We start from the raw sequence: 16,875 nt of genomic DNA, 5'->3' as shown, positions 1-16,875 counted from the left end.
GTTCTCTGTGCCTACCTTTCCATGCCGATGCCCCGGCTAAGCCGGTGGCCGCGTGTCATTTCGTCTTGCAGCGCGCGGGCAATGGTCTGCTCGCGGCGAAGCTCCTGCCCGATTCCAAGTTCCTGCCGGCGATTGCGCAGGATGGAATCTACCTGCGGGTCACGCTCAAGGCTCTTGGTCATGCCGTTCATGTGGCTTTCGACCTTGGCGCGGGCATCGTCATGTTGCCAGCCGCGAAGCTCCCGGCGCTGCCCCTGTAGTTCCTGCCAGCGTTCAACGAACCGCTCGGCCCTGACATTGGGGTCTTGCAGGGCAGCGTTTTCGCGCTTCATCCCGTCGATGACCTGCGCGACACGCTCCCGGCCGGAAAGCTCGGTCATGGCGCGCGCGGTCGCCGGGTCGTTTTCCAGCGTCGAGCGCATCAAATCTTTCATGCCGCCGCGCACCTGGTCGAGCTGCTGGCCGGCATCGCGCATTTCCTGCCGCTGCATGTCGAGAACGGGCAGGCCCTCGCGCCGGTGCTGGTCGATCGACTGATAAGCCCGCGAATATCGGTCAACGGCCGCCTCAAGCGGCGACGGCCCCCGCGCCCGCTCGGCCAGCCGGTCGGGCGCCGGCGCCGGCCGCAAGCTCCCTTCCCTTTCCGGCCGCTCGCTGCGCTCCTGCGAGGGGGCAGGACGCGCATTGAGCTTGAGGCCGGCGAACATACCGCGCCGCTGCTTCTCGGCCTGCTGCGGCCTGTTCTGGTCGATCTGCGGGCCGTCCTCGCCGGCGTGATCCTGCTGCGGCCCCTCGGCCGCCGCGCCGCGCCCGAGTTTCAGGCCCTCGAACGGATTGCGGCGCTGCTGTCGATCGCCGGCGAGATCCTCGCGCGGATCTGCACGAAGATCCTGCGCGAGATCCGCACCGACTTTTTGCGAGGATCTGCGATCAAGCGCATGATCCCCGGCCGTCGACTCCCGCTCCGCACGTAGCCCGGCCGCGCGCTCGGCCGGAATCTCGATCTCGCTGCGGACGCCCATTTGCTCCGCGATCCCGCGCCGCTCGGCAAAGTCGCGCGTATAATCGAGCGTCGTTTCCTTCACGCCCGACCGGGACAGGCGGCGCTCTAGCTGGCTATAGGCCAGATCGCCGGCGTCCTGAACCTTCCATGTGTTGCGGTGCGTCTGCGTCCCATCCGGCAAGGTGACAGGGGTGGAACCCTCATGCTGTAGGCCGATCTTCTCCCCGATCTCGGGCGCGGCCTCCTTCATCGCCCGCTCAAGATCGACGCCCCATAGGGTGCGGCGCTCGCCTTTGTCGTTTTCCAGCGTCACGAAATAGCTGCCGGATTTCTGCGGGTCATGCTCGAAGGGCGCGGCCCCATGCTCGACCAGCCGGCCGGCATTGGTGAACTCGTCCTGTGCGGCGTAGAGCTGCACCCCGTCACGATGCCGGGTCATGGCGACATAGGTTAGATGCCGGTCCATCGTCCCCGACGCCATCACATAGGACCGATCGACCGTCGCCCCCTGATTTTTGTGAATCGTCGTCGCATAGCCGTGGTCGATCGCCTGATAGTCGCCCATCGGGACGCTGACGCTATCGCCGCCCCGGCCGTCCAGCGTGGCGATGATGCGGCCCGGCTCGACATGATCGACGGTGCCTAGCATCCCGTTTTTCACGCCAAGGTCGCGATTGTTCTCAAGGAACACGATGCGGTCGCCCGGCGCGAACTCCCGCTTGCCGTCATTGGTCTGGAAGGTCAGCGCGCCGGCGTCTTCCCCGCGTGCCAGCTCGCCCCGGTCCTGTAGCTCGGTCCTGATCGCGTCATTGATGGCGCGAACATCGGCCCGGCGATGCGCCATCGCAACCCGGGTGCTGTCCGGGCGCTCATCGCGGTCGGCAAGGTAATCGCGCACGATCTGGCCCCGCGCGTCCTCGCCGGTTTCCGCAAAGCTGATAGCGCCGTGATCCCGATAGGCCGCCAGCCCCTCAGCCGTCCGGTGCGTGGCGAAGTCAACCGACGCCTCCCGCTGCCAGTCCACGCGCTGCCGGCGAATCTCGGACAGCTCGGCATGGCCGATTTCCTCCGTGATCGCGCGGAACGGTGCGCCGGCCCCGATCGCCTGCAACTGCTCATGGTCGCCTACAAGGACGATCTTCGCCCCGCGCGCCTCGGCCTCGCCAACGAAGCGGGCGAGCTGGCGGCTCCCGACCATCCCGGCCTCGTCGATCACGAACACGTCGCCGCGGCCGATCGTGCCGCGGTCGTTCTCCCAACCGTGGGACCATGACGCGAGGGTGCGGCTCTGGATGCCGGAAGATTCCTCCAAGCCCTCGGCCGCCTTCCCCGACAGGGCCGCGCCGTGGACCTGATAGCCCTCGGCCTCCCATGCCTCGCGCGCGGCGGCGAGCATGGTGGACTTGCCAGCGCCGGCATAACCGACAACGGCCGCGATCCGCTCCGGTCCGGTAATATGCTCGATCGCCCGGCACTGCTCGTCGGACAGCCGGGCGGAAGCATCGCCGGCGCTGCGCTGAATGGCGGCGTCCTGCCGCTCTATCGCCCGCTCGACATGCCGGCGATCGACGCCATGACCATGCGCGCCGTGCATCCGCTGCGCGCTCTCGATCATGCCGGATTCGATCTCGACCATTTCCCGCGTCGAATACCGGGCAAGCTCGATCTCGCCCGTTGCCGGGTCCGCGCGCTCGGCCTGCAACTCGACCAGCGCCGGCGAGGCCATCACCTTCGCAAAGGCGCTCTGGAACTCCTGCGGGTCGTCGTTGATGTAGCGATGCAGCGCCCGCGCAACGTCGTGCCGGTCGAACACGCTCTTTTCCCCGGTGATGAGGGTTAGAACCTGTTCGGGCTTCTCCTGGATCAGCTCGGCATTGCGCCGGGCCGCACCCTCGTCCAGCCGCGACCGCGACACGTCGAGGCCGCGCCGCTCCATCTGCGAGGCATGGACGCCCATATGTTCGGTCGGCGCGATCTCTAGCCCGCGCTCCATGTGCGAACGATGGTCGATGCGAATATCCAGCCCGGCCATCGCAAGGCGCTCGTTGGCGATCCCCTCCCATCGCTGGCGAAGGTCGCGGAGCTGCATGTCGGTCGTCGGCAGGTCGTGCGCCAACAGCCATTTGTTTTCGCGCTCAAGATAGGTCTTGTCGCCTAGACCGTCCTCCGTCACCTGCCGCGTGGTCATCATCACATGCGCATGATGATTGCGAACGTCGCTGGCCTCGTGCGGCGCATGAATGGCGAAATCCACGGCCGCGCCGTAGCGGTCGGCCAATTCCTGCGCGAACTCCCGCGTTGCCTCTAGTCGCTGCTCGGCCGAAAGCTCATGCGGCAAGGCAATCTCGAACTCTCGCGCTACGCGGGCGTCTTTCCGCTTCTCGGCAAACTCGGCGGCGTTCCACAAGTCCGACCTATCCCGCGCCCATTCGGCGTTCACGCCTTCCGGTAAGACGATCTCCGCATGTTCCACGCCCTGCTTGGCCGTGTAGTCATGTGTGATCCCGTCGCGCTCGTTGGTCAGCTTCTCCCCGGCACGATAAGCCATTGAGGCGACGGCGCTACGACCCGACGCCCGCGAAACTGGCTTCATGCTCAAATGGTAGATCGCCAAGCAACAAGCTCCGATGCCGTTTCTGCACTTTCCGCCAGCCTCCAAGCTGGTGGCGCGCTGAGTTGCGGAGTAACTCGTAAGTGCGCCCTTATCAACTCAATCGCTTCGCTTTTTCGTCGCTCGGTGTGGCGCTCGCGGCAAGGTCGATGCGATGAACTGAGGCACGGATTGTGCTGCAAAACCGCCGAAAACTCAAGTGCGACGGGCAAACGCTGGAAAAGACCGCCGGGAATGATAGTCTAGGCGAACAACCGGAAAAGGAGATTTGAGGAATGGCGCGCAAAACGATCGAACAACGCTTGGCCGAACTGGATGCGCAGCGCGCCACCCTCAAGGCCCGGCTCGGCAAACAGGAACGCGCCAACAACACGCGCCGCAAGGTGCTGCTCGGCGCGCTCGTGCTGCATCGCCTCGAAAGCGGCAAGGATGAGGAATTTTCCCGGCGCTTGGGCGAATGGCTCAAGCGTGAGCTGCCCGACTTCCTGACGCGCCCCGGTGACAAGGAACTGTTTGCTGATCTGATCGGCAACGCGCCGGCCGGGGACACGACAGGCAGCGCCGGGGGGACGGACGCATGAGTCAGGCAAGACTTGCATGGACCGCGTTCAAGAACATGATGCGGCAGGCCGCGCGTGATCCGCTATGGGCGTTCGTCGCTCTGCTCGCCGCCCCCTTCCGCATCTGGAAACCGCTTCTCGGGCTTCTGTTCCTCCTTGTTATCGTCCTGTTCGTCGTCGGCTTCGGCGGCCGCTTCGCTCTCGAACAAATCGGCTTCCGCGTCGGCTCGGTTCCGGTTCTCCTGCTCGATCTCGTCACGCTGCTGGTAGTGCTCGCGCTCGCCTTCCGCTTCCTCACCAATCCGCTGATTATCCATTTCGGGGATATGGACGGCGAAACCCACGGCTCGGCCCGCTTCGCCACCGACAAGGAAACGGCCGCCCTCGCCCGCACCGATTCCGGCCTGCTGATCGGCCGCGACGGCAAGACCGAAAAGCTCCTGCGCTATGACGGCCCGGCCCATCTGCTGACGATGGCACCGACGCGCACCGGCAAGGGCGTGGGAACCATCATCCCTAACCTGCTCACCGCCGACCGCTCCGTGATCTGCATCGACCCCAAGGGCGAAAATGCCAAGATCGCCGGCCGCGCCCGCCAGACCTTCGGCCCGGTCCACGTCCTCGACCCCTTCGGCGTCACCGGCCAGCCCTCGGCCGCCTTCAATCCGCTCGACCAGCTCGACCCGGCCGGCCTCGATGTCGCGGAAGATGCAAGCACCTTGGCCGACGCCCTCGTGTTCGATGAACCGGGCATGGCCGGCGAGGCGCATTGGAACGAGGAAGCCAAGGCGCTCATTGCCGGCCTGATCCTCCATATTGCCGCCAGCGAGCCGCGCGACAGGCGAAACCTCGCCACCCTGCGCGAAGCCCTCACCCTCGCCCCTGAAGCCTTCGCGGCGCTCCTGAAGGACATGCAGGCGTCAACGGCCGCCGGCGGCCTGATCGCCCGCGCCGCAAACCGCCATCTCGGCAAATCCGACCGGGAAGCGGCCGGCGTCCTCTCGGCCGCGCAGCGCCATACCCATTTCCTCGACAGCCCGCGCATGGTCGCGGTCCTCGGCCGCTCGGATTTCCGCTTTGCCGATCTCAAGCGCCGCAACGCCTCGGTGTTCCTCGTCCTGCCGCCCGATCGCCTTGCCACCTATTCCCGATGGCTGCGCCTGCTCGTCGCCCAAAGCCTGACCGACATGGCGCGCGATCCTACCAAGCCGGCCGTGCCGGTCCTCTACCTGCTGGATGAGTTCGCCGCCCTCGGCCACCTCGCCCCCGTCGAGCGCGCAATGGGCCTCATGGCCGGCTATGGCGTCCAGCTCTGGCCGATCCTGCAAGACGTTCACCAGCTCCGCGCCACCTACGGGCAGCGCGCCGGCACCTTCCTGTCAAACGCCGGCGTCCTACAGGTGTTCGGCGTCAACGATCACGACAGCGCCCGGCTTGTCTCCGATCTGCTCGGGCAGGAAACCGTTGTGTTCCAGACCATGAGCCGGGCGCTCGACTCCGACAAATCCGGCCTCTCCTACGGCGAGCAACACACCGCCCGGCCGCTGCTGACCCCGGATGAGGTCCGCAACCTGCCGCAGCATGTCGAATTGCTGTTCCTCGCCGGGCAACGGCCGATCGTCGCCGGAAAGCTCGCCTATTACGCCGATGCAGAATTTCGGGGGCTGTTCGACCAGGCATGAAGGATGAAACCATGACCGACACCGATGCGCCCGAATGGCCCGATCCCGCCGACAAGGCCCATGCCGTCGAACAGGCTAAGCGGCTCCGCGACCAGGCCGCCAAGGGCGGCTTGCGGTTTGAAGCCTATTTGCCGCCGTCGCTGGCCCTGTGGCTGCTCGACAGGATCGAACGCGGGAAATACCTCGATCCGTCCGAAGCCGTGTTCGTGATCGTGGGCGAGCATGAAGAACTGGAACCCCATGCCGATCTGCGCCAGGAGCTGCTGAATCGAAGCATCAAGGCCGCGATCGCTGACCCTCGGCCAGCCATTCCCCATAAAGAGGCTATGGCCGAAATGCGCGAGGCGCTGAAACAGCCGCGCCCCGAACCGGCCAGATGGGAAAAGCGGACCCGGCGCTAAAGCGCCGGGACTTCTCTCTTGCGGCCCTCCGGTCACTTCGGCGCTATGTGGGAGCGCGTTCCCTCCGGGCCGGGGCCGGCTACTCGCCGGCTTCGCTCAACCAGGCCACACCCGCGACGGTAGCCCCCGGCCGGCCCGCTCTCATCATCTAGGGCCGTAGGGACGGCCGGGGGCGGGATGCAGGCAGACAACTTGCCAAATTGCCAGCAATCAGGCAATCGCCTCAAGACCCCTTTTCTGAATAACGGTCAGCAGCCGCAGCGCCGGCCCGCCGGGCTTCTTCACCCCACGTTCCCAATCTGACACCAGCCCCTTACTCACGTTGAGATAGCGGGCAAAGACAGGCTGCGAGATACGCTCACGCTCACGAATAGAACGGATTTCCTCGGGGGTCAGCGGCTCAACGGTTGTCAGACACCCCTCGTCAAATTCGCGCATCGTCTGCTTGTCGATCGCGCCGGACTCATAGAAGCCTTCCATCATCTCATGGACGGCCGCCAGAGCTTCACTCTTGTAAGTCTTGCTCATCGCAATTCACCTCGAACATTCGACCCGCAGCAACTTCCGCGTCCATCTGCGCATCTGCAAACCCCAAGACCAACTTTGCGGCCTTCTTCAAGTAGGCTTCTTCCGCATCATCAAGGTTCGCCATATCGCTCTTGGCAAACCCGAACGCGAAAACCGCCCTCGTCTCCGCGCGGAAGAAAACCAGCGTCCGGAAGCCGCCAGACTTTCCAGCGCCAGGCCGCGCGACTCGCTGCTTGATAAGGCCGGCCCCTAGATCGGCGTCGATCTGGCCGCGCTCGGCCCGCTCTACAGCCTCACAAAGCATCGCGTCAGAGATTTTCTCCTTTCGGGCAAACTTGTGAAACCGGCTGTTTTTGAAAACCCTCACGCGACTTCCTCGCCCCTGAATGTATGACACATAGCGTTACACTTCAAGGTCCTTATCGCATCCCCGCTTTGCTGGCAATCAAGCATTATGTTTTGCCAGCAAGTCGGCAAGCGCCTCGCGCATGAGGTCTTCAATGGAGCGGTCGGTGTCGGCTGACAGCCGCTTAACCCGGCGATGTTCCTCCGGCTCGACCACGACCGTCACCCGCTTCATTCCGGCCCGCGTAGCGGCATGGTAACGCTTGCCCTCGGCACGATCCGGAGCCGACGCGGGGGCGGGGGCGGATTCCACGATAGCTGTAACAGGCGGCGGGGTCTGCGCGCCCACGGCCTTCATGCTCGCGGCTAAACTCGGTCTTTTCGACATGGTTTTATCCCATCAAACTGCCAGTTTGCCAGCAATACCATTATGCCTTATTGCTGGCAATACAGTTTGCCGTCAAATCAGCAATTGGCCTCTAAGCCAGGTCAGCAATTCGGACACTTCCTCGCTGGCTTTGCCGGCCGGCTCATACTCTGGCGCGGTTTTGCCGGCCGTGAGCGCATGTCCGAAAGCCGCCCGCTGCTGGAAGGCGACGGGGGCAACTTCCAAGCCGTGAACCTGAACGGCTTCCCGCGCATCGGCCAGGAGCTGCGTGGCGCGTGGCGGCACGGCGTTCAAAACGACAAAGGCCGGCTTTTGGGCGAGTTTTACCAACTCGGCCGTGCTTCCGATCGCACGAAGATCGAGGATTCCGGCTCGACATGGGATCAACACCAGGTCGGCCGATCGCGTTGCTGCCATTGCGGCCGCTTCCGAGTGCGGCGCGGTGTCGATCACGACCAGCTCGGCCCCGCCATCGGTCGCGGCCTGCAAGCCTTGCGGCAAACGAGTGTGAGGAAGCGCGACGACAACCGGGGCCTCACCTTGTCGGCTATCGCCCCATCCGGCGGCGCTTGCCTGGGGGTCAAGGTCGATGATAGCGGCGGGAAGCCCGGCCGCCTCGGCGGCCGTGGCAAGGTGCAAGGCGAGGGTGGTTTTTCCAGCCCCGCCCTTTTGGCTGACTATGGCGATTGTTTTCATATTGCTGGCATAGCAGCAAGCCGCATTGACGGCAAGAATTTTTGCTTAAATGCCTTATTGCTGGCAATGCAGCAAAGATTAAGCGCCGCCCTTGCCCTTCACTCCCTCTCGAAAGCCCATAGGACGGTTGCCGCCGGCGCAAACGCGGCGGTTTTGCTGTGAGGTTTCCGCTTCCCGATCCGCCCTATAAGCGGATCGGAACCGCCGCAGGGCCGCGAAAGCGGCCCGAACAGCGGCGACCGCTTATGTTTGCCCTCTTAGATAAAGATCAGATGGGGATTCAGTCTGGTTATCGGACTCACGTTTCATCACACTCTTTGCCAGCATCACGAGGGCCTTACCGAGCGGACTATCGCCGGCGTCGAGCTGCGTCCGCTCATCGAGGGGCAGGGTGGTCTTGTAGGCGTCGATTGCCTCGCTCCATGCCTGCTGATCCTGTCCATGATCGGCAGGCGGGGGCGGGGCCTTGCCGAACCTGCCGAGAAACTGACGGGCCTTTTCCGGCAAGGACAGGCGATAGGCGTTGCTCGTCTGCTGGACCTGTGGGCCGCGCCCCTCATTGCCGGTCGGCTCGTAGCGCCGCAGCCAGTCGATGAAACCATGCGCCCGCAGGTTCTTCAGCGCCCGCACGATCGTATCGCGCGACCGGCCTAGCCGATCCATGATCGTGGTGATTGACGGCTCTAGCCGGCCGGTGCGGAAGTCTATGAGATTGACGAACAGCCGCAGCACGTCGAGCGCCACCGATCCTAGCGGGCCGCTTCGCTCGCCCTTCTCGTGCAAGCCGGCCTCATTGTAGATTTCGGCCGCCTTCAAGATTGCCTGAACGTCCTTGCGCGTCGTCGGCCGCCATATCCGGCCCTCCGATCGGCCCCGGATATGACTATGCCGGCGAACTGGCGTCGAGCATCGCTCGGCCGGGGGCATGACCAGGCCAAGCCCGGCCTGTCCCGATCCCCGCCACGCCTCGCGGCGCTCATGGGCGAGCGTGGAGAGCTGCCCGGCGTCTTCCTCGGTGAGCTGGCCGGCGCTATAGCGCGTCCATACCTCCCGCATGATCTCATCAAGCGCGCTTGCGCGCGCGCAGCCGATCGCGGCCGCGATCTGCGTCCTCAACATGCCTGTCGTCCTTCCATTTGAAGGACATGACGGCGCGGACGGCAGGCACGACTTACCCGTTCCCGCAAGAATCAATCTTGCGGATTGGAGTGCTGTAGCGTAGATAAGGGGAGAGCTTTGGCCCCGTCTCTACGGTGTGTCTGACGGCCTACAAAAACGCTCGACCGCGCCAACGGTCGGGCGTTTTGCCGTTATGTCCCTTGCTTCGCTTCGATATAGAACCTCAACGCTTCCTCAATGATCGGCGCGCGCGATGATGCGCCCCGTTCTTCCTTGATCCGGTCAAGTCGCGCGACCAGCTCAACGGGAAGATCGGTGTTTACGAAGGTGCGGCCAGCCTCTCGCAACCTTTGTCGGTGCGCGGCCACGTCCCTCCGAATCCTATCAGAATCGCTTTTCATCGTTACTAGAAAGACCCGAAACCGCCCGATTCTGCAACCCTTTGCGTAAGGGGGCGAGAAAGGCACTACTTCTAGGGCCGGCAACTAAACGTGGTTACGTCAATGCGTATTCACGTCAATGCGTTCTCAAGCGCCCGGTAGAGCGTGGCGCGATGCACACCCAAGAGCCGGGCGACTTCCGCCACCGGCTTCTTGTCGTCATGGATAAGCTGGCGGGCATGGGCGATCTGCTCGGCCGACAGGGCAGGGGAGGGGCCGAACTTCACGCCTCGGGCTTTCGCCGCGATCCGGCCGGCGCTCGTGGGGTCTGATGCCGGAGAGTGCAGAATCCTACGCTAAGGCCGTTTGGTCATCTTTTGGGCCACCTGTATTCACCGGTGAGAAGGATGTGCGCCCACCCGAGGGGTGAAATATGCGCCAGAAGGTTTGCTGAGCAGTCCAAACCATCACTGCGGCGACTATCGACAGCGTGACCGAGATGTCTGGTGTTCCAGTAAATGATGATGGCGGCGAGGAGGTTCAGCCCGGCCATTCGGAAGTGCTGGCCTTGGGCTGTTCGATCACGGATTTCACCTTGGCGCCCTATGCGCAGGGCGTTTTTCAGCGCATGATGCGCTTCGCCCTTATTCAGGCCGATTTGGGCACGGCGTTGCATGTCGGCATCCAGCAGCCAATCGATGATGAACAGCGTCCGTTCGATCCGGCCGATTTCGCGCAATGCGACCGCAAGTTCATGCTGTCGGGGATATGCAGCGAATTTTCGCAAGAGTTGGCTTGGCGGCATCGCGCCCGCCACCATGGTGGCCGCTGCGCGTAGGATGTCGGGCCAGTTCGAGCTGATGACAGGTTCCCTGACCTTGCCGCCGATCAACCCCTTCAATTCTTTCGGGCAGGATGCCGGATTGAAGAGGTAGAGGCGCTTGGATGGCAGATCCCGGATGCGGGGGATGAACTGAAAGCCCAGAAGGGCAGTGACGGCGAAGACGTGGTCGGTAAAGCCGCCCGTGTCGGCATACTGTTCGCGGATTTTCTGACCTGCGTCTGTCATCAACAGGCCGTCCAGGATGTAAGGGGCCTCGTTCACCGTGGCCGGGATGGTCTGGGTGGCGAAAGGGCCGAACTGGTCAGAGACATGGGTATAGGCTTTCAGACCGGGTTCATGGCCGTATTTGGCGTTGATCAGGTTCATCGCCTCGCCCTGGCGCGTGGTCGGGAAGAATTGCCCGTCGCTCGAAGCGGTCTGCCCTGCGCCCCAAAACCGGGCCATCGGCAAGGCAGATTGACCTTCGATCACCATGGCCAAGGCGCGTGCCATCGCCTCGCTTTCCACATGCCAGCGCGACAAGCGCGAGAGCTGGAAATAATCATGGGTGTTCGTGGCCCCAGCCATTTTGCTGAGGCCAAGGTTCAGCCCCTCAGCCAGCAGCACGTTCAACATGCCGACCCTGTCTTTGCATGGAACGCCGGTGCGCAGATGGGTGAAGGCCTCGGTAAAGCCGATCTCGTCATCCACTTCGAGCAGGAGGTCTGTGATCCTGATCTCTGGCAGGCGGTTGTAGAGATCGAGCACCATGGCATCGGCCTCTTCGGGGACAGCGGCCGTCAGACGGTCGATCTTGAGCACGCCATCTTCGATAGAACCTCCCGGAATGGCACCCGCCCTGGCGGCGCGGGCCAGTCGTTCCAAGCCATCTGCTAGGCGAGATTTTCGATCCGCGAGCCAGAGCTCCGGTTCAAACGGCATGGCCAGTTTTGGCGTGGCCCTGGCAACTTCCGTCGGAACCAGCGCGTCCTTGAGATCACCATACCGGCGGGAATGTGCGAGCCAGATGTCGCCGGCACGGAATGCGTCGCGTAGGTGGCACAGGACCGCCACCTCCCAAAGCCGGTTCCCATCGTCGTGATTCAAGTGTCGATGCCATTTCGAAGCCCGGCGCAGAAAGGTCAGTGGCCGGGTAGTTGTCGTTTCCGTACCCGCGACGATGTCGGCGGCGGCAAGCAACGGTTCGGCCACCGGGGCCGCCTGAATATCGAGCGCCCGGAGCATGCGCGGCGCATAGCGTCGGAAGCGATGATACCCGTGAACAACATGTGCCAGTGGATCAGCCGCCAATGTGTCGGTCAGTTGGGCGGCGGTGGAAACAAGCCCCCTCAGCGATGACCAGCCTCCGGCGTTTTGGACGGCCTCCATCAGGGAGGCCTGATCTTCATATGCTTCCAGCAGAGCTGATCCAAAATTTGAGAAGCCCTGCAAGGTGTCTTTCAAAGCAGCCTTGGCGTCATCTGCCCGAGCATCGCATACGCGTTTCGCCTCACGCCACGTCTTCCCCACAATCCGGTCATGGCTTTCGACCACAGCATCGGCAATGGCACTGCGCCATTCCAAAGCGCAAACTGCGAGGATGGCAAGGCGGCGGTCGCCTGAAATATCCCGCAGATCTCCTGCGAAATATCGTTCCCCTTGCCTTCGGAGGCGCGCGATACGGTGGGGTGGCACACCCGACAGGATGCTTCTGTCCACGGCCATGGCCTGCAAGAATTCCAACCGGTCGAGCAGCCGGTTCATGTCCGCCGAGTTCTGGCCCACCTCAAACTGGCGCAGCCAGACAAAGCGGGTGACAGAACTGTCCGCCGTTTCCGTCAGCAAGGCGTCAAGTCGGCTGCACATCTCATCATCCAGCCGGTCGGCAATCCGAGCGTCGATCCGTCGCTCTGCAGCAACGAGTGCATCCGCGCAAAGGCGTTCGATAACCGTGATCCCCGGTAGTATGGTCTGGGTCGCCCGGCATTGTTCCACGAAACGCCGCGCCAAATCCTCGTTCGATCGGGCGGTTTCGGCTGTTCTCTCCAGCCAGGCCTTCAGGTCGGGCATTGAGTAGCAACGGAACAGAAAACTCACTTAAGCGGCCGAGGTGGGCTTTCCGACATTCCGGCACGGCGTTAGCGCCAGCGATCCAGCTCCTTGATCGTTGACCTGTGGCATTTGAGGTGATGCTTCATCAGCCTGATGTCGTGGAGGTAATCCTGCTCCGGCCGGAATTCGTAATCCGGATCGATATGGAGGTGGTTGCGGGTAAAGCATTCGACCAGGTTGATGCCGTCCCAGGTGCCGATGACCTGTTCGAGGCTTTTCGCCATATGATGCAAAGGGGAACCGGGCTCGTTTTCATCCCTCATCTTGTGAAGACGCACATGGATGTGCTGCAGCATGTCGGTCCGCATGTAGCGGTTCAGGAGCATGAGCGAGTGGGCCGGCGTCTTCGGCACGGCAAAGCCCATCTTGTCTTCCGGCGGCAGGTCCGGAACATTCGGGCGGTGGTCTGTGTCGGGCATCGCAACAAACCCCGGTTTTCTGCACCTCGGAACAACACGCCGGCGAATCTGGCGCGACGATCTGCCGATTTCATATAAAGCCTTGGATAAACCTATAGCCAGAAAACCTGGCCCCCGCTACGTTGATAGACGAAGGGGGCGAACATCACCATGCTGATCGGATATATGCGGGTGTCGACGGCCGAGCAGAGCCTCGACCTTCAACGCGATGCGCTCGAAAAGGCTGGCTGTCGGAAGATCTACGAGGATGTCTGTTCGGGCCGCGCCACCGAGCGGCCCGGCCTTGCCCAGGCACTCGACACCGCTCGCGAGGGCGACACGCTTGTCATCTGGAAACTCGACCGGATCGGACGATCCCTGCCGCATGTCGTCGGGCTTGTCGGCGAGCTTCAGAAGCAGGGGATCGGGCTGAAGGTGCTGACCGGTGACGTCGACACGACCACGGCGACGGGGCGACTTGTCTTTGGCATTTTCGCCACGCTCGCCGAGTTCGAGCGCGATCTCATCCATGAGCGCACGATGGCAGGTCTGGCCGCCGCGCGAGCCCGGGGTCGCGCCGGCGGACGGCCGCGGATGATGACCCGTCCGAAGCTTAAGACCGCGATGGCGATGATGGCGGACCGGGAAAACAGCGCCCGTGATGTCGCCACCCAGCTCGGCGTCTCGCTGTCGACGCTCTATGCCTATGTCGACAGCAAGGGCCAACCGCGCCCGCGTGCCGCTGATCTTCTCAAGAAGCGTTCGGTCGCCGCGAAATAGGAGAGCCCGTGCCGGTCAGCTTCCTCACCGAGGACCAGGTCCGGCGCTACGGTCGTTTCGCGGACGAGCCGACCTCCGATCAGTTGGTCAGGTACTTCTATCTCGATGACGCCGATCGCGCGTTTGTCGCCGAGCATCGCGGCGATCGCAACCGCCTGGGCGTCGCCGTCCAGCTCGGATCGGTTCGCCTGCTCGGGGTGTTTCTCGAGGACCTTGCGACAGCTCCGGCGTCCGCCGTGGGGTACGCGGCAGAGCAACTCGGCCTCAATGATCCGGGCGCGATTTTCGCCTATGCGAACGACCGGGCGCGCTGGCGACATATCCCGCGCATCCGGGCACGCTATGGCTATCGCTCCGTCACCGATCCCGGCGTGTCGTTCCGGCTGAGCCGCTTTCTCTACGCCCTTTGCTGGACCGGCACCGACCGGCCCTCGGCGCTGTTCGATAGAGCTGTTTCCTTTCTGCTCGCCAACAAGGTTTTGCTGCCGGGACTGTCGGTGCTCGAGCGGACGGTCTCCCGCGTTCGCGCGCGCGCCAATGCCCGTCTGTTCCGCCGCCTCGTCGACAAGGTGACGCCCGAACAGCGCGAGCGGCTCGACGCTCTCGTCGTGGTGCCGGAAGGTGTCCGCCAGAGCCCCCTCGATCGCCTTCGGGACGGTCCTTATATCCAGAGCGGCCCAGAGATCAGCCGGGCGCTGGCGCGTCTCGACGAAATCCGCGTCATCACGGAAGGGTTGCCGGAAATCGACAGGCTGCCGCCTGGTCGCATCAATGCGCTCGCCCGCTTCGCGTCCGCTGCCAAGGCACAGGCGGTCGCCCGACTTCCGGACGATCGGCGGACCGCAACGCTTCTGGCGTTCATCCGCACACTCGAGGCCAGCGCCAGCGACGACGTCATCGATCTGTTCGACGTCGTCACCACGACGATCTTTTCCAATGCGCAGGCGGCCTCAAGGGAGGCGCGTCTGCGCTCGCTTCGCGACCTCGATGCCGCTGCGCTGAAGCTGCGCGACGCCGCCGCCGTTTTGTTCGACGAGGCGACACCGGACGCCGAGGTTCGTGCCGTCATCTTCGAGACCGTGGGGCGCGATCTCCTGAAAACCGCCTATGACCGGGTGGGTGCACTCGCCGAGCCGCCCGACGACGTCTATTTCGCCGAACTCAGGAAACACCGGGGGCAGTTTCGCTTCGCGCCGGCGCTGCTGCGTGGGCTCGACCTCGACGCGGCTCCGGCGGGCAGGTCGCTCCTGGATGCCGTTGAACACGTGCGTGCCCTTCAAGATGGCGTCAAACGGTCTGGACCCGCACCCGCCGCCTTCGCACCGAAGGAGTGGATTGGCCAGTTGAAAGCGGCCGACGGCAAGATTGACCTGTTCGGCTATCGGCTGTGCGTACTTGATCAGCTCCGGCGCACGATCCGCCGGCGGGATGTCTTTGCGTCCCGGTCGCTGCGCTACGCCGATCCACGCAAGGGTCTTCTGTCCGGCGCGGCCTGGGAAGCGGCTCGCCCGGCCGTTTGTCGCACGGTCGGGGTCTCGGCGTCGGCCGACGAGGAACTGACCCGGCTTTCGACACGCCTTGATCTCGCCTATCGGGAAACCGCCGATCGCGCGCCCGCCAACCCGGCGCTGTCGTTCGAGACGACGGCCGGCGGCGTCGATCTGTCGGTCGCGCAGCTCGACAAGATCGAGGAGCCGCCGAGCCTCGTGGCGCTTCGCACCGAAATCGAGACCCGACTCCCGCATGTCGATCTGCCTGAACTTATCCTCGAAATACAGGCGCGGACTGGATTTGCCGAGCATTTTACCCACGCGAGCGAAGGTGGTTCACGCGCCGAGGACATCGCGACGAGCGTCAGCGCGGTTCTCCTGGCCGAAGCCTGCAATACTGGCTTCGAGCCGCTTGTCCGGCGGGACAGCCCGGCGCTTCGCCGATCGCGGCTGAGCTGGGTGAAACAGAACTTTCTGCGCGCCGAGACGCTGACCGCCGCCAACGCAGCACTGGTGGCGGCGCAGAACGCGGTCCCACTCGCCCGATCCTGGGGCGGCGGCGAAGTTGCCTCGGCCGACGGCTTGCGCTTTGTCGTGCCGGTGCGCACCATTCATTCCGGCCCCAATCCTCACTACTTCGGACACGAGCGCGGCGTCACCTGGTACAATCTGGCGTCCGACCAGTACACCGGCCTCAACGCGATCACCATTCCCGGAACGTTGCGCGACAGCCTTTATCTCCTGGCCCTCGTCCTGGAGCAGGAAACCGAGCTTTCTCCAACCGAGATCATGACCGACACCGCAGGCTACACCGACACGATCTTCGGAATCTTCCATCTCCTCGGCTACCAGTTCAGTCCTCGCATCGCCGACATCGGCGGCTCCCGGTTCTGGCGGGTGGACAGGAAAGCTGATTACGGCCTGCTCGACGGGCTTGCGGCGAACCGGATCAACGTGCGCCTCATCGCCGACCACTGGGACGACCTCCTGCGCCTCGCCGGGTCGCTGAAACTCGGCGTCGTGCGAGCCGCCGGGCTCACCCGCACCCTCCAGACCAACGATCGCCCGATGAAACTGGCCCGTGCGCTCCAGGAGCTGGGACGCCTGATCAAGACGCTCTACCTGCTGCGGTTCATCGATGACGAGAGCTATCGCCGGCGCATCCTCATACAGCTCAACCGCGGCGAAAATCGCCACAGGCTGGCGCGCGTGATCTTCCACGGCAAGCGTGGCGAACTGCGCCAGCGCTATCGCGACGGTCAGGAGGACCAGCTCGGCTCGCTCGGCCTGGTGGTCAACGTCGTCGTCCTGTGGAACACGATCTATATGGACGCCGCTCTCAATCAGCTGCGCGCCGAAGGATACGAGGTGAAGTCCGAGGACGTCGCCCACCTTTCCCCGTTGAGCTTCGGCCACATCAACATGCTCGGCCGTTACGCCTTCACACTGCCGGAAATCATCGCGCGTGGCGAACTCAGGCCGCTGCGCGATCCCCGAACCGCAGGAATCGACGACCTGTAGGCAAGCTTATGTGTGTTTTCTGTTCCGTTGCTACTCAG

The 16,875-nt window shown here is 63.8% G+C and carries 14 protein-coding genes and 1 pseudogene; 5 read left to right on the top strand and 10 right to left on the bottom strand.

The window, feature by feature from the left end; all coding sequences use genetic code 11:
- Positions 1–11: 11 nt before the first annotated feature.
- Entirely contained in the window at positions 12–3,617 is a 3,606-nt protein-coding gene (traA, locus tag ACX82Z_RS23475; RefSeq protein WP_137040539.1) for a Ti-type conjugative transfer relaxase TraA, read from the bottom strand.
- A gap of 272 nt (positions 3,618–3,889) precedes the next feature.
- Here traA and ACX82Z_RS23470 point away from each other — a divergent pair, with 272 nt between their 5' ends.
- The 3 genes from ACX82Z_RS23470 to ACX82Z_RS23460 are packed head-to-tail and all read left to right on the top strand — an operon-like array spanning position 3,890 to position 6,257.
- Entirely contained in the window at positions 3,890–4,195 is a 306-nt protein-coding gene (locus tag ACX82Z_RS23470) for a mobilization protein (protein WP_137040537.1), read from the top strand.
- Complete coding sequence (locus tag ACX82Z_RS23465) at positions 4,192–5,856, top strand: type IV secretory system conjugative DNA transfer family protein (protein ID WP_459912299.1); 1,665 nt, start codon at positions 4,192–4,194, stop codon at positions 5,854–5,856. The genes ACX82Z_RS23470 and ACX82Z_RS23465 overlap by 4 nt, the downstream gene beginning before the upstream one ends.
- Positions 5,857–5,867: 11 nt before the next feature.
- Positions 5,868–6,257 (top strand): antitoxin PaaA2 family protein, encoded by a 390-nt coding sequence (locus ACX82Z_RS23460; RefSeq protein WP_137040535.1) that lies wholly within the window; start codon positions 5,868–5,870, stop codon positions 6,255–6,257.
- Positions 6,258–6,467: 210 nt separating this feature from the next.
- Here the strand turns inward: ACX82Z_RS23460 and ACX82Z_RS23455 are convergent, their stop codons facing one another.
- The 9 genes and pseudogenes from ACX82Z_RS23455 to ACX82Z_RS23415 all read right to left on the bottom strand — a co-directional run bounded on the left by ACX82Z_RS23455 (position 6,468) and on the right by ACX82Z_RS23415 (position 13,067).
- Positions 6,468–6,785 (bottom strand): helix-turn-helix domain-containing protein, encoded by a 318-nt coding sequence (locus ACX82Z_RS23455; RefSeq protein WP_024899700.1) that lies wholly within the window; start codon positions 6,783–6,785, stop codon positions 6,468–6,470.
- Entirely contained in the window at positions 6,763–7,152 is a 390-nt protein-coding gene (locus ACX82Z_RS23450) for a type II toxin-antitoxin system RelE/ParE family toxin (protein ID WP_019200205.1), read from the bottom strand. The genes ACX82Z_RS23455 and ACX82Z_RS23450 overlap by 23 nt, the downstream gene beginning before the upstream one ends.
- A 78-nt stretch (positions 7,153–7,230) precedes the next feature.
- Entirely contained in the window at positions 7,231–7,518 is a 288-nt protein-coding gene (locus tag ACX82Z_RS23445; protein ID WP_318283779.1) for a ribbon-helix-helix domain-containing protein, read from the bottom strand.
- A gap of 72 nt (positions 7,519–7,590) precedes the next feature.
- Entirely contained in the window at positions 7,591–8,214 is a 624-nt protein-coding gene (locus tag ACX82Z_RS23440; protein WP_137040533.1) for a nucleotide-binding protein, read from the bottom strand.
- 243 nt (positions 8,215–8,457) lie between these two features.
- Positions 8,458–9,333: a helix-turn-helix domain-containing protein gene (locus ACX82Z_RS23435; protein WP_137040531.1), complete on the bottom strand. Its 876-nt coding sequence runs from the start codon at positions 9,331–9,333 to the stop codon at positions 8,458–8,460.
- 191 nt (positions 9,334–9,524) lie between these two features.
- Positions 9,525–9,734: a ribbon-helix-helix protein, CopG family gene (locus ACX82Z_RS23430; protein ID WP_099782321.1), complete on the bottom strand. Its 210-nt coding sequence runs from the start codon at positions 9,732–9,734 to the stop codon at positions 9,525–9,527.
- A 110-nt stretch (positions 9,735–9,844) separates the two neighbouring features.
- The gene (locus ACX82Z_RS23425; RefSeq protein ID WP_459912296.1) at positions 9,845–10,000 is read right to left on the bottom strand and encodes a helix-turn-helix domain-containing protein; all 156 of its coding nucleotides are present in this window, start codon (positions 9,998–10,000) and stop codon (positions 9,845–9,847) included.
- Between the two features lie 83 nt (positions 10,001–10,083).
- Positions 10,084–12,600, bottom strand: a pseudogene (locus ACX82Z_RS23420) (Tn3 family transposase); the annotation flags it as partial.
- Positions 12,601–12,674: 74 nt separating this feature from the next.
- Positions 12,675–13,067, bottom strand: coding sequence for a hypothetical protein (locus tag ACX82Z_RS23415; RefSeq protein WP_109614750.1), 393 nt, complete (start codon positions 13,065–13,067; stop codon positions 12,675–12,677).
- Between the two features lie 150 nt (positions 13,068–13,217).
- Here ACX82Z_RS23415 and ACX82Z_RS23410 point away from each other — a divergent pair, with 150 nt between their 5' ends.
- Together ACX82Z_RS23410 and ACX82Z_RS23405 are read left to right on the top strand one after the other, a co-directional pair.
- Positions 13,218–13,826 carry a recombinase family protein gene (locus ACX82Z_RS23410; protein ID WP_056103234.1) on the top strand — a complete coding sequence of 203 codons (609 nt, stop codon included), beginning with the start codon at positions 13,218–13,220 and terminating at the stop codon, positions 13,824–13,826.
- Positions 13,827–13,834: 8 nt separating this feature from the next.
- On the top strand, positions 13,835–16,837 hold the full coding sequence (locus ACX82Z_RS23405) for a Tn3 family transposase (RefSeq protein ID WP_109614749.1): 3,003 nt from the start codon (positions 13,835–13,837) through the stop codon (positions 16,835–16,837).
- Positions 16,838–16,875: the final 38 nt, after the last annotated feature.

Source organism: Aliihoeflea sp. PC F10.4, from assembly GCF_054612275.1.
This window is presented reverse-complemented; position numbering and strand designations above follow the sequence as displayed.

Bases quoted from the DNA above. Each gene is read 5' to 3' on its own strand.
- ACX82Z_RS23470 (WP_137040537.1), top strand. From the start codon at position 3,890: ATGGCGCGCAAAACGATCGAACAACGCTTGGCCGAACTGGATGCGCAG.
- ACX82Z_RS23465 (WP_459912299.1), top strand. From the start codon at position 4,192: ATGAGTCAGGCAAGACTTGCATGGACCGCGTTCAAGAACATGATGCGG.
- ACX82Z_RS23460 (WP_137040535.1), top strand. From the start codon at position 5,868: ATGACCGACACCGATGCGCCCGAATGGCCCGATCCCGCCGACAAGGCC.
- ACX82Z_RS23455 (WP_024899700.1), bottom strand. From the start codon at position 6,785: ATGAGCAAGACTTACAAGAGTGAAGCTCTGGCGGCCGTCCATGAGATG.
- ACX82Z_RS23445 (WP_318283779.1), bottom strand. From the start codon at position 7,518: ATGTCGAAAAGACCGAGTTTAGCCGCGAGCATGAAGGCCGTGGGCGCG.
- ACX82Z_RS23440 (WP_137040533.1), bottom strand. From the start codon at position 8,214: ATGAAAACAATCGCCATAGTCAGCCAAAAGGGCGGGGCTGGAAAAACC.
- ACX82Z_RS23435 (WP_137040531.1), bottom strand. From the start codon at position 9,333: ATGTTGAGGACGCAGATCGCGGCCGCGATCGGCTGCGCGCGCGCAAGC.
- ACX82Z_RS23430 (WP_099782321.1), bottom strand. From the start codon at position 9,734: ATGAAAAGCGATTCTGATAGGATTCGGAGGGACGTGGCCGCGCACCGA.
- ACX82Z_RS23415 (WP_109614750.1), bottom strand. From the start codon at position 13,067: ATGCCCGACACAGACCACCGCCCGAATGTTCCGGACCTGCCGCCGGAA.
- ACX82Z_RS23410 (WP_056103234.1), top strand. From the start codon at position 13,218: ATGCTGATCGGATATATGCGGGTGTCGACGGCCGAGCAGAGCCTCGAC.